The sequence below is a fragment of the Aquirufa ecclesiirivi genome, assembly GCF_011250515.1.
GTDB classification, from domain to species: Bacteria; Bacteroidota; Bacteroidia; order Cytophagales; family Spirosomataceae; genus Aquirufa; species Aquirufa ecclesiirivi.
This window is the reverse complement of sequence record NZ_JAANOP010000002.1, coordinates 281015-293988: the sequence shown is the minus strand read 5'-3', so window position 1 is coordinate 293988 and position 12974 is coordinate 281015. Positions and strand designations below refer to the sequence as shown.

Annotated in this window: 11 protein-coding genes; 5 read left to right on the top strand and 6 right to left on the bottom strand. The window is 35.5% G+C overall.

Features of this window, described 5'->3' with window-relative positions; all coding sequences use genetic code 11:
• Positions 1–6: 6 nt before the first annotated feature.
• Positions 7–2151: a S9 family peptidase gene (locus G9H65_RS04600; protein ID WP_166374162.1), complete on the top strand. Its 2145-nt coding sequence runs from the start codon at positions 7–9 to the stop codon at positions 2149–2151.
• A gap of 85 nt (positions 2152–2236) precedes the next feature.
• On the opposite strand, the gene G9H65_RS04595 is transcribed toward G9H65_RS04600, so the two are convergent.
• Complete coding sequence (locus G9H65_RS04595; RefSeq protein WP_166374161.1) at positions 2237–3307, bottom strand: M42 family metallopeptidase; 1071 nt, start codon at positions 3305–3307, stop codon at positions 2237–2239.
• A 176-nt stretch (positions 3308–3483) separates the two neighbouring features.
• Here G9H65_RS04595 and pfkA point away from each other — a divergent pair, with 176 nt between their 5' ends.
• On the top strand, positions 3484–4458 hold the full coding sequence (gene pfkA / locus G9H65_RS04590; RefSeq protein WP_166374160.1) for a 6-phosphofructokinase: 975 nt from the start codon (positions 3484–3486) through the stop codon (positions 4456–4458).
• On the opposite strand, the gene G9H65_RS04585 is transcribed toward pfkA, so the two are convergent.
• Complete coding sequence (locus tag G9H65_RS04585; RefSeq protein WP_166374159.1) at positions 4455–5231, bottom strand: YdcF family protein; 777 nt, start codon at positions 5229–5231, stop codon at positions 4455–4457. The two genes, pfkA and G9H65_RS04585, sit on opposite strands and share 4 nt — an antisense overlap.
• Before the next feature lie 41 nt (positions 5232–5272).
• Between G9H65_RS04585 and G9H65_RS04580 the strand changes: the two genes are divergently transcribed.
• Positions 5273–6724 carry a TlpA family protein disulfide reductase gene (locus G9H65_RS04580; RefSeq protein WP_166374158.1) on the top strand — a complete coding sequence of 484 codons (1452 nt, stop codon included), beginning with the start codon at positions 5273–5275 and terminating at the stop codon, positions 6722–6724.
• Here the strand turns inward: G9H65_RS04580 and G9H65_RS04575 are convergent.
• Together G9H65_RS04575 and G9H65_RS04570 are read right to left on the bottom strand one after the other, a co-directional pair.
• On the bottom strand, positions 6717–7601 hold the full coding sequence (locus tag G9H65_RS04575) for a DUF58 domain-containing protein (RefSeq protein WP_166374157.1): 885 nt from the start codon (positions 7599–7601) through the stop codon (positions 6717–6719). The two genes, G9H65_RS04580 and G9H65_RS04575, sit on opposite strands and share 8 nt — an antisense overlap.
• The gene (locus tag G9H65_RS04570) at positions 7567–8166 is read right to left on the bottom strand and encodes a septal ring lytic transglycosylase RlpA family protein (protein ID WP_166374156.1); all 600 of its coding nucleotides are present in this window, start codon (positions 8164–8166) and stop codon (positions 7567–7569) included. Before G9H65_RS04570 ends, G9H65_RS04575 begins: the two co-directional genes overlap by 35 nt.
• Positions 8167–8342: 176 nt before the next feature.
• Between G9H65_RS04570 and G9H65_RS04565 the strand changes: the two genes are divergently transcribed.
• Positions 8343–8660 (top strand): DUF3276 family protein, encoded by a 318-nt coding sequence (locus G9H65_RS04565; protein ID WP_109322876.1) that lies wholly within the window; start codon positions 8343–8345, stop codon positions 8658–8660.
• Between the two features lie 90 nt (positions 8661–8750).
• Positions 8751–9854: a redox-regulated ATPase YchF gene (gene ychF, locus G9H65_RS04560; RefSeq protein ID WP_166374155.1), complete on the top strand. Its 1104-nt coding sequence runs from the start codon at positions 8751–8753 to the stop codon at positions 9852–9854.
• Here the strand turns inward: ychF and G9H65_RS04555 are convergent.
• Together G9H65_RS04555 and G9H65_RS04550 are read right to left on the bottom strand one after the other, a co-directional pair.
• Complete coding sequence (locus G9H65_RS04555) at positions 9851–11089, bottom strand: type IX secretion system plug protein (protein WP_166374154.1); 1239 nt, start codon at positions 11087–11089, stop codon at positions 9851–9853. The two genes, ychF and G9H65_RS04555, sit on opposite strands and share 4 nt — an antisense overlap.
• A gap of 1 nt (position 11090) precedes the next feature.
• Positions 11091–12971 carry an ABC-F family ATP-binding cassette domain-containing protein gene (locus tag G9H65_RS04550; protein ID WP_166374153.1) on the bottom strand — a complete coding sequence of 627 codons (1881 nt, stop codon included), beginning with the start codon at positions 12969–12971 and terminating at the stop codon, positions 11091–11093.
• Between the last annotated feature and the right edge of the window lie 3 nt (positions 12972–12974).

Here is a 12974-nt window from a genome sequence, read left to right as displayed (position 1 = left end):
ACAAATATGAAAAAACTATTAACGCTCATTTTGATATTATTGGCTTGTTTTTCAGCCAATTCCCAAAGTAAGAAAATTGAATTAACTGATTTATTGAAAATTAAAACGGTTTCTCAACCACAATTTTCACCCGATGGCAAAAAGTATATTTATTTGCTTAAGTCCATCGTGGAAGATCTGGATAAAAAAGGAGAATTCGCTTACCAAAACCATTTGTATTTGGGCGATTTAACCAGTAAGGAATCTCGAGCTTTGACCTCTGGTAAATTGTCGGTTTCTTCTGCCTCTTGGAGTCCCGATGGTCAGTACATTAGCTTTGTTAGGCTTTTAGGTGATAAACCTCAGCTATTCATATTGCCTTTGAATGGAGGAGAGGCCTATCCCATTACTTCTATTCCTTACGGAGTTTCTGCTCCTGAATGGTCGAAGGATGGATCTAGTATCTTTTTTAGTTCAGAACTTTCAGTTAAGGAATTCTTGGTGGACACGTTGTACAATAAGCGTTCTTGGATTCCTTCATGGACACTTGAAAAACCAGGTTATAATTGGTCAAACTTTCAAAAGAAATCCATCAAGGCAAATCCAGATGGGAATATCGAGGAAATAAGAGCTTATTTATTTCAAAATGAAAAAGATAAAAAAGCGAAAGTTATTAACCAGCTCGACTTTCAGGAAGAAAGTACGACTACGGGAGAATTGTCCGTTCCTGCATTCTTTAAAACTTCTGTTTTAGGAAATACAAAACCCGAATTACTCGCGAATCCATTTAGAAGGATAGATGAAATGAAAGAGCTAACAACAGGTAAAAGCTTTGTTGTATGTATGCCGGCTGATACGTTACGACATCCTGATAAGGTTTTGGATAATACCATTGCTATTTATGATGCTGTAGCCAATACTTTTCAAACTTTAGTTGAAAAACCGGGCTACCGTTATTCCAATATTTCTGTTTCACCTAATGGTAAATATTTGGCTTTCTTTGAACTAAAAGTAGGTGGAATTCCTAGTCCAGTTGCCAAAATTATAGCATTAAACCCAGTAGCCTATTACCAAAAAATCATTCCTTTGGATCGAATTATTACACAATGGTCATGGTCAAAAGATGAAACCACTTTATACTTTAGTGCGCAAGATCATGGAGGAGTTCCTCTTTTTGAATACGATATTGCCCAAGGGAAATTGAAGTCTTTAAGTTCATCGGATGAGGGTGTGCTTGGTTTTGATCAGAAAGATGGACAGTTTATTTATGCTAAAACAAAAATTACGAACCCATCGGAATTATACTTTTCGACTAAATCCAATCCAAGGGATAATGCCTTGACTGAGTTTAACACGGTTTGGCTAAAAGATAAAGTCATTAGTTTAGCCAGCAAAAAGACATTCAAAAATAGTAAAGGCTTGGTTGTTGATTATTGGGTCATGAAACCCAGTAATTTCCAATCAAATACAAAGTATCCATTATTGTTAGAAATTCATGGTGGCCCAACAGCCATGTGGGGAACGGGAGAAGCTAGCATGTGGCATGAATATCAATATTTTGCGGCCAAAGGATATGGTATTGTATATTCCAATCCGCGAGGTAGTGGTGGATATGGAACGGAGTTTATGGGAGCTAATGTGAAAGATTGGGGCCAAGGGCCTATGTCTGACGTGATGCAAGCATTAGATTTATGCATTTCAGAAGGTTGGGCAGATACATCAAAATTAGCTGTTACCGGCGGATCTTACGCTGGCTACCTAGTTTCTTACATGTTAGGGCATACCAATCGATTTAAAGCGGCTTGTTCTCAACGGGGGGTATATGAGCTATCAACCTTTTTTGGAGAAGGAAATGCATGGCGATTAGTTCCTAATTATTTTGGAGGATATCCTTGGGAAAAGCAAGCAAGGACTATTTTAGATAAAGAATCACCTTTGACATATGTGCAGAACATCCGAACCCCTTTGATCATATTTCATGGAGAACAAGATCTGAGAACGGGGGTAATTCAATCAGAAATGTTGTATAAAAGCTTGAAAGTGATGGGGCGTGATGTTGAATATGTTCGTCACCCCGGTGCAACCCATGAAATTACTCGTGCAGGTAATAACCGCCAGCGTTTGGACCAGATGTTAAGAACGTATGAGTTTTTTGAGCGATACCTGAGATAAATGTAGAATGTAGAATGTAGAATGTAGAATGTAGCATGTAGAATAGCCAATTAATTCTTCATTTTACATTCTACATTCTTAATTCCTAACTAAAGTATCTAAAATCTTCATTTCCTTTTACCTTCAGTAAACAAGCATAAATTAGATCAATGACTGCTTCCATATCGGATTTAGCGATCATTTCTACGGTAGTATGCATATACTTTAATGGTAGGGAAATTAATGCTGAAGCGACCCCTTCCGTAGCATAAGCAAAGGAATCGGTATCGGTCCCCGTGGATCTAGAAACAGCTTGTCTTTGGAATTCAATTTTATTTTCATTGGCGATGTCAATAATGAAATCTCTTACATTATTTTGAACCGCAGGACCATAACAAATCACAGGTCCTTTTCCGCATGCCATATCACCTTGAGTCTTCTTATTATACATGGGTGATTGCGTATCATGCGTTACGTCTGTAATGATGGCTAAATCGGGTTTTAAACGCTTCACAATCATTTCAGCTCCCCTTAGTCCAATTTCTTCTTGTACAGCATTTACCACGTATAAGGTAAAGGGTAATTCGATGTTATTATCTTTTAATCGTTTGGCAACCTGTGCAATCATATAACCACCAATGCGATTGTCTAAGGCGCGACCAACTAAATATTTTTCATTTAATTCCATAAGGCCATCCTCAAAAGTAACCACAGTTCCTACATGTATGCCCATTTCTTCCACCTCTTTCTTATTCGATGCACCACAATCAATGAAGATATCGCTAACTGTAGGGGCCTTATCTTTCGTAGTATCACGCACATGTATGGCAGGCCAACCAAAAATGCCTTTGATAACTTTATCTTTGGTATGAATATTGGCACGCATGGATGGAGCAATCAAGGCATCAGAGCCCCCATTTCTACGTAAAAACAAGTAGCCATTTTCATCGATGTAGTTTACAAACCATGAAATCTCATCGGCATGAGCCTCTATAACGACTGAATATGGTTTTCCTGGATTGATTACGGCCACAGCAGTTCCGTAGATATCGATTATTTTTTCGTCTAAGTAGGGTTTCAAATAATCCAACCAAATTTTTTGTCCCGACATCTCGAAACCAGTAGGGGATGCATTATTTAAATATTCGTAAAGAAAGTCATTCGATTTTTGAGACATAATTGACATATTTTTTGAAGGTGCAATTTACTAAGGCTAATTTATATTTGAATTTTATCGAAAAAATAAATTTAAGTGTTTTGGAGAGCCATTTTAAAGCTTAAATTTGTAGCTAATAGTGAAAATTTATCCAGGTTAGGATTGTTTTTATCATTTTATTAGTAAAACAACATTTGATGAAGAAAATAGCAGTATATACATCAGGAGGAGATGCCCCAGGAATGAATTCTTGTATTCGTGCCATTGTGCGAGGTGCCGCTTATCATGGAGTAGAGGTTTATGGAATTGTAAGGGGATATAATGGTATGATTAATGGAGATATTATTCCATTAAATTCACAATCAGTTAGTAACATTATTCAAAGAGGAGGAACCATCCTAAAGTCAGCTCGGTCAAAAGAATTTTTAACCACGGAAGGCCGTAAGAAAGCCTATGATCAATTGCAGGCCAAAGGAATTGAAGGTTTAGTTGCAATTGGCGGTAACGGTACATTTACAGGAGCAGAAATATTTTATAATGAATTTAAAATTCCATGTGTAGGTGCTCCAGGTACTATCGATAATGATTTGTATGGAACCGATTACACCATCGGTTATGATACGGCAGTAAATACAGCACTAGATGCTATCGATAAAATTAGAGATACTGCAGATTCACATGATCGCGTGTTTTTTATAGAAGTAATGGGACGTGATTCTGGTTATATCGCCATTCAATGTGCAATTGCTGGTGGTGCCGAAGCTGTAATGATTCCAGAAAATTTAACTCCAGTAAGTGAGGTCATGGAAACGTTACAAAAAGGCTTTTCAAAAGCGAAATCTTCTTCCATTGTGATTGTTGCTGAAGGAGATGAAGAAGGAAATGCACAAAAAGTAGCTCAGAAGATTAAAGATCAAATGAAAATCGAATTAGATATTCGAGTGACTACTTTAGGACATATTCAACGTGGTGGTGTTCCCACGGCTGCTGACCGTATACTAGCTAGTAGATTAGGACTAGGTGCTTTGGAAGGGCTTTTACGTGGAGAAAAGAATGTGATGGCTGGTGTTGTGAATAACCAATTGGTATATACCCCTTTCCATGATACCATCACCAAAAAGAAACCCGTTTCAGAAGATTTGATTCGTATGGTTGAAATTTTATCTACTTAGATGTATCCTTGTAATTTGTAAACAATCATACCGACAATTTCTCGAAGTAATTGATAGTTTGTTTGCAAGCTTTTTTCACTAGGTTTTAAATATGAAAGGATACCCTGAGGTGTATCCTTTTTTAATATGTCAGCAGCATACGGCCTTATCTTAAATCCTTGCTTTTCAAAACACTTGATGGATCGTCTTAGGTGCATCGCTGAAGTAATGACTACCACCGTATCGTGTTCAAGGTAGTTTTTTAGCATTTGACTCGAATATAGAGCATTTTCAAAGGTATTTCTTGCTTTGTTTTCTATAAATATATCATGAGAAGGTACTCCCATTTTTATTAATAGACGTTTCACATTGACCGATTCATTAGAATTATCAATGGTTAAATTTGAAATACTTGTATTTCCACCTGTAATAAGTATTTTTTTGATCGATCCTTGTTGATACAATTGAAATGTTTGCATCATTCGATCAGCTACTTCACCTGTAGAGATTCGTTCAGGATGGCTATCCGTGTATTTGATCATTCCGCCCGTTAAAAGAATTCCCCAAGTATACGATTTTCCATTCCCAATGTCTGGTGTATCTATTTCCCAACGTTGAAGAAAATAATTACAAACAGTGGCATTGGTCATTAAAAATAGAATGAAAATTGAGCACAATACAGCAATTTTTATCTGTTTAACTTTTTTTAACATCAAAGCGATCGCCAAAGGGATTAATATCCAAACTGTTGGAGAAAGTAAGATGTCTAATATTTTAGATAGTATGTAAAACATTGTAATTTTATATTCGTTAGCCTGTAAATTTAATTAAATATATGAAAGTATTTTTTTTGGCATGTAGCATCATGTTAAGCGTATTTGGATCAATCGCCCAAGTAAAAAAGACAACCCCCCCAGCCACTACTCCAGCAGGTTTTTTAATTAAAGGTAAGATACATGGTATTACCCACGGAGAAATCTATTTAGCCCATTATTTTGGCTCTACTCAACAGGTGATTAAAGATACAGCACAAGCAGATGCACAAGGTAACTTTGTATTTCAAGGAAAAGAAGAATTACCTAAAGGTCTGTATTTAATAAGTTTTTCCAAAAATAAATACTTAGATGTCATACTTGGGAACACCAATTTTTCCTTTGAAACGGATACATTGGATCCAATTAATCACATGAAATTTCAAAGTTCGGTAGAAAACGAAGCATTTTTCGGATTTCAAAAGGAAATGGGAAAACGATATGTGGATTTAAGGAAATTGGAAATGGAGAAAAAAGACCCTTCTCAAATTGCTTTGGTTCGAAAAGAAATTGTTCAATTCCAGCAATCCTGGTTTGAGAAAAATAAACAATTATTTGTGTCTAAATTAGTAAAGGCCACATTTGAACCAGAAATTCCTCCTTTCAAAAAGAAAATTAGTACTTCAAAAGATAGTACCGAGTTTTTCCAATATCAGTTTACTTATTACAAAAAACATTTCTTTGATAACCTTGATTTAAACGACGAGCGTTTCATTCGTACCCCATTTTTACAGAGAAAACTAGAAAAGTATTTTGAGGATTTAGTGGTTCAACAGCCTGATTCCATCATTAAAGATGCCGATATTCTGTTGACCAAGATTAAAAATAGGGATGTCAGACGATACGTCATCTATAAGATTTCTAGTACGTATGAGACCTCTAACATTGTTGGTACGGATGCTGCATTCGCCCACATGGGTGAAAAATACTATGTAGGTGAAGCCGCTTTATGGGATACGACCACCGTTCGTCAAATGAGAGATCGAATCAAAGTTTTAAAACCATTATTAATCGGTAAGCGAATTCCCGAGTTGTATTTATCCGATCCTACTGGTAAACGATTAACTACTTCCTCCATACCTGGAGAATATACCTTGGTGTATTTTTATGATCCAGATTGCAGTCACTGTAAAGAAGAAACGCCTAAATTGATGGCTCAAGCTAACTATTTTAAATCTAAGAAAATTTCAGTTTTGGCCACTTCCATTGCACGAAATAAGCAACAATGGATTGATTTTATCAAAGAGTTCAAAATGGAATCCATCTATAACGGAGTAGATATTCATCTAAATGCTAAAACAGGTAAAGAAGAATATTATACCGATTTTCTTAAAACATTTGATATTTACTCGACTCCCATTATCTACATATTAGATAAAAATAAGCGAATTATAGGGAAGAAGATTCCAACGGATAAAATCCAAGATTTTATCTCATTCTATGAAAACCGTCAAAAAGAGCTAGGTATTAAATAATTTGTCGTAAAAGCTCAAAAAGGCTATCATTCACACATAAAGAATGATACTGGTAGCCTTTGCTAAGTAGTGGATTGATTCGCTGGTCAATAAAGACACTTTGTTGTTTTACTTGTAATTGATTCCACTCTTCAATCGGTAAAGAAAGAACTTGATTCGTTTCTATGTCTTTGTATTGTAAAATACTTCCCAATGCTGAATCTTGTTGTCTTTCACTTTGATCCCAAACGTGCAGGATTTTAATACTATTTTTATTTGCTTTTATTTCCGATAGACTCTGTAAAAATAAGGCATAGTCTTGATCGTTGAAAAGTAGGTCAGTTAGTATGAAAACAATCTTTCTTTGGCCAATCGCAGCTACCTTATTGGATAAAATAATAGGGAGTTGACTGATTTTTTCCAAGGATTCCCTTTGTACCAAATCTTCTAGCTGCGTATAAATTTCATGTAAATGCCCTTTGGTATTGGATAACGGACTTTCCCAAAGTAGTTCATTGGAAATACCCAGGATTCCAAATTTGTCTCTTTGCTTTTGTAAAATCTTACATAAAACGGCGATGATTTGGATGGATTTATTAATTTTTTCAAGGTTTTCCCTTGGGAAAAACATGGAGGATGATAAGTCAATGAAAAAGTAAGCACTGATATTTGATTCATCATGAAAGTGCTTAGTAAATAGCTTATCGGTTCTCCCGTATAACTTCCAGTCTACTTGCTTTAAATTATCACCCGTTTGATATGCTTTATATTCTTTAAATTCAGAGGAATATCCATGAAAGGCACTCCGATGTTTTCCATGGTATAGCTCTTGGCTGATTTCTTCTGCTAGGATGGACAAGGAATTACTTGCTTGTTCTTCTGCTACTTTTCTTAGCATAACTAATTTTCTTTTTACGTTTCTTATTCACAGTACCTTTCTTTTTACCTTTAACTAAGTAAGAACGATGGCGAATATGTCTTTTTAGGCGGTATTTTTTATTGTATTTAAGTCGTGTTTTCTGGTAATATTTAGAACTGAATTTGGGGCCTGTTTCCATTTCCAAATGCTGGTATGGAATAAGCATTTGTTCATTTTCAAATCCAATGATTTTTAAACGAACTTTGGATATACCTATATTCCTAATATTTAGCTTTTTAGCACTAATTTCTGTCAAATCAATGATTCGTCCTGATTTATACGGACCTCGGTCATTAATACGAACTATGACTGATTTTTTATTGTATAAATTAGTAACCTCTACTAAGGTGTTGAATGGAAAAATTCGATGAGCCGCGGTGTATTCTTTTCTATTTAATACCTCTTGGTTCGCCGTTTTTTTATTGTAAAAGTTAAGTGAATAATAAGATGCAATACCATAACTTTCATCTCCCAGGTTTTGTGCCTGGACCGGGAAAATGAAGAGATAGATTAGGGTAAATAGTATGATCTTATACGAAGTCATGATGCAACTTATCAAATTACCTGCTTATTGTGTAATTTTTATACTTATAATTTAAGATAATCTGTTTTTTGTGCAAAAAATGCTCATTTTTTGATAGTAAATTTCCTATATATTTTTTGAGTGATTAAGAATAAATAGTAGATTTACGCATTGTAAAACTTAAATACTTATTTAAAGTGGAAGAAAGAGACAGAGAAGAATTGTTTTCAAAAAGAATTCGTGCGGGTAAAAGAACTTATTTTTTTGATGTTAAATCAACTCGTTCACAAGATTATTACATTACAATAACAGAAAGTCGCCGTCACCAGAAAGAAGATGGGTTTGTGTATGAAAAGCACAAAATGTTCCTTTACAAAGAGGATTTCGATAAATTCATGGATGGATTGAAAGAAGCAGTGGATCATGTGAAGACAGAATTAATGCCCGATGTTGATTTTACACAATTCAACCGCGATGAAGATGAGTTTGGAGGTTCAGATTTAAAGTGGGAATAAAAAATACTTACTATTTACTAAAAAGCCGCTGTACAAACAGGGGCTTTTTTAATTTTTAAGCGTATTTTTGCGCTTCATTTTAAATAAGCTATGGGATTAACGTGTGGAATTGTCGGTTTACCTAATGTAGGCAAGTCAACTTTATTTAGTGCTATTTCTTCTAATAAAGCAGAAGCAGCCAATTACCCTTTTTGTACGATAGAACCCAACGTGGGTATTGTCACCGTACCAGATGATCGTTTATCTATTTTAGAGGCTTTAGTCAAGCCTCAACGTGTTTTACCTACTGTGATCGAGTTTACAGATATTGCAGGGTTGGTGAAAGGTGCATCACAAGGAGCAGGTTTAGGAAATAAGTTTTTAGCTAATATCCGTGAAGTAGATGCTATTATTCATGTGGTACGTTGTTTTGTCGATGAAAATATTGTGCACGTAGAAGGACGTGTCAATCCTGTTAGTGACAAAGAAATCATTGATATGGAATTGCAGTTGAAGGATTTAGAATCAGTAGACAAAAAGATATCTAAAACAGAAAGAGCAGCAAAAGCTGGTGATGCCAAGGCTAGACAAGAATTGGCAGCCTTACAGCAATTTAAAGCGACCTTAGAAGCAGGGAAATCTGCTCGTACTGTAGTTATGGATCCAGAATTAAGAGCTGCTGCGATTGGAGATTTATATTTGCTTACAGATAAGCCTGTTATTTATGTAGCTAATGTGGATGAGTCCGCGCTAGCACAAGGAGGTAATGAATATGTAGATCAATTAAGATCCAATGTGCAAGCCGAAAACGCTGAAGTAATCGTGGTTTGTGCTGCTTTAGAAGCTCAGATTGCTGAAATCGAAGATTTGGATGAAAGAGCTATGTTTTTGGGTGAATATGGCCTTACAGAATCTGGCTTAAGTAAATTGATTCGTAGTTCTTATTATTTATTGAATCTGATTACCTATTTCACGGCTGGTGTGCAAGAAGTACGTGCCTGGACTATCCAAAAAGGGTGGAAGGCTCCACAAGCAGCGGGTGTGATACATACCGATTTTGAAAAAGGCTTTATTCGTGCTGAAGTAATTAAATTGGTTGATTATGAGGCCTTAAAAACAGAACTTGCTTGTAAAGAAGCTGGAAAGATGAGTGTAGAAGGCAAAGAATATGTCGTACAAGATGGCGATATCATGCACTTTAGATTTAATGTTTAAGGAAATAATAATTTATTGTATCCCAATAAAGAATCGTGGCGGTCTCCAGGTTTTCTAAAATAGACAAGTACCTCATAAGTATTTTCAGTTTGTGAGTAATTTCCTTCTAACATGTTATTAGGTTTATTACTTACAAACTGGTAGTTATAAATTCCCTGTTTTAAGCGAATTCTCTTCGTATACATCTGTTTGGAAGCATTGTATTCCATGAGATTATCGGGGCTTTTTTCAAATTGGTTAAAAGCACCCACCACATAAATTTGTTCATTAGCCAATTCCTCCATTTTTAATTGGAAAATACACCAGATATAATCTGATGATACATTAGAATTTCCATTTTCATAATGGTCAATCACAAAAGAACCATCAAAATCAGGCCTTTGGACATAGGAATAATTTCCTTGAGGTACTTCTAATTGAGTACTCACTTCAGTGTAGGCATCATATTGACGAATACTCTCGACAAAAGTCATTTTTTGCTGGGTACTAGATAAATTGATTAACCTGAATTCATTCCCTCCTGGAATCACATTTTCATTATCATAGAACGGAAAGGTGATTTTTCTATCTTGTCCATTAATTTGTGCCCTTGGAATTTTATCCAACCAATTTTTAGTCTGGTAATTTTTTCTTAGAATGACCTGTATTCCTTCGTCTGAGTTTAACATGAGTTGATTGGGATAAATCAACGTTAAATCAATTGCTTGATGCGTATTACGGAGATGATTAGGCCTCGCAAAGGAGATTTTTGCTGCCACAGTAATGGCGTTTTCATAAACGGAAAAGCGCTTGGTAAATACGGTATCCCTTTTATTTCTTTGAGCGTAGACCATGGCTATATAATTGCCGCTGATTCGAACCTTAGGTAGTCCTATTTGATAATGTAAATAGGGGATTTTGGTACCAAAGGAGTTTTTGGGTGATCGAATAGGAATGTCATTGAAATCTTGTAAATATTCAATTTCGGATAAATTCGAAGGCTTCCAATCAGACTGACAATGAATAACACGAAGGTGATATGTCAGGTTTTTCATCACTAAATCATCAAAGCAAATTTGATAATTTCCTTGGGTACCTAGGTCTATTACTGGATTATCGGTAATGATGGTTTTTTCTTCGGATTTACTTAAAATAATGGTTTGTACTTCGCTTTTAAATTTTTTATTCATGATCTGTCCAATAATGGAGAAATTCATCAATAAAAACAGGAAGATCAAACCAGGGATTTTCTTCATGTTAGGCGATTAGGGTTTCCCATTCATTCATCACAACACTTAATTCCTCTGTTACTGTTTTTAATTTTACTTCCCAAGTTTTCATTTCTTGAAATTGATTACTTTGAGCTAATTCGGACATTTTTGATTCAATTTCTTCCTTCTTGTTTTCCAATTCCATGATTTTAGCCTCCAATTTTTCAATCTGTTTGGCATTATTTACGACAGGAGTTATAGGTGCAATCGTTTTCTCAATTTCAGGTTTTGGCTTTTCGGAAACCTTTTTATTTCCACTAGGCAATTCTGATTTTCTTGTTTCTTGCCAAGTTTCGTATTCTTCAAAGGTGCCAGGATATTCTTTGATTTCATAATCCTCCAAGTACCAAATTTTGTTAGCAATTTGTGAAACAAAGAAGCGATCGTGGGAAACAACCACATAACTGCCTTCGTATTGCTGCAATGCTTGAATCAAAATATTCACCGACTGCATGTCCAAGTGGTTGGTTGGCTCATCAAGTAATAAGAAGTTAGCCTGAGAAATCAAGACTTTTGCTAAGGCTACGCGTGATTTTTCACCTCCTGAGAGCACTTTAATTTTTTTGAATACTTCTTCACCTGAAAATAAGAAACATCCCAAGATACTTCGTAATTCCATTTCAGTTTTTGCTGTACCAGTGGATTTTAATTCATCTAAAAGTGAATTTTCTACTTGTAAGCTTTCTAACTGATGCTGAGCAAAAAAAGATTCAATCACATTATGGCCTAATCTTCTTTCTCCTTCTATTTTCTCCGTTCCCGAAATAACTCTCAATAAGGTAGATTTACCTTTACCATTAGCCCCAATTAAGGCAATTTTATCACCACGATTTATGGTTGCCGAGGTGTTTTTTAAGATGATTTTTTCGCCATATGCTTTGGATATTTGTTCCAAAAAAAGGATGAATCGGCCTGGTTGTGTACCAAAATTAAATTTGAAATTAACTTTTGCTTTTTCATCAATGACATCATCAATGATATCAATTCTATCCAATGCTTTTACACGTGATTGAACTTGTTTAGCTTTAGATGCTTTCGCTTTAAAGCGTTCTATAAATCGCTCTGTCTGGCGAATTTGGGCTTGCTGGTTTTCAAAAGCTCCTTTTTGTACTTCATTTCTTAAGGCTTTCTCTTCCATGTAGAAGGAAAAATTACCTGGATATAAAGTAATTTTCGCATTGGAAACCTCTGCGATATGGTCTATGGTTCTATCTAAGAAATAACGATCGTGAGAAACCACAACAATGGAACCCTCATAATCATGGATGTATTTTTCTACCCATTCAATGGAAGGTAAGTCCAAGTGGTTAGTTGGCTCATCTAACAGCAATAAAGCTGGTTTTTGTAATAGTAATTTGGCCAACATGACCCGCATTCTCCATCCTCCAGAAAATAAGCGTAGGGGTCTGGATAAATCTTCGGTGTTAAATCCCAAACCTTCTAAAATCTCCTCCGTCTTGGCTTGAATGGTATATCCATCCAAACGTTCAAAATCTTCTTGTAGATTCGCTAAAACATCAACATCCTTATCTTCATAATTGGTTTCCATCTTGTGCAAGACAGCATCAATTTTATGTTGAAGCTCTAATTGCTTGTCGAAGGCCTGCATGGCTACTTCTAAAATACTATCATCTGTTTGATAGGATAATAAATCTTGATTGAGAAAACCGATGGTACATTCTCCCGACTTGGAAATATTTCCTCCATCAGGGGAGTATTCGCCAGAAATTAAGCGAAGTAAAGTAGATTTCCCTGTACCATTGGCCCCAATGAGGCCAATTTTGGTTTTAGGTTTGATGTGCAAATTGGCATTTTCATACAATGCCCTACTACCGAAATAGAAACTTAGATTGGATATAGATAACATAGT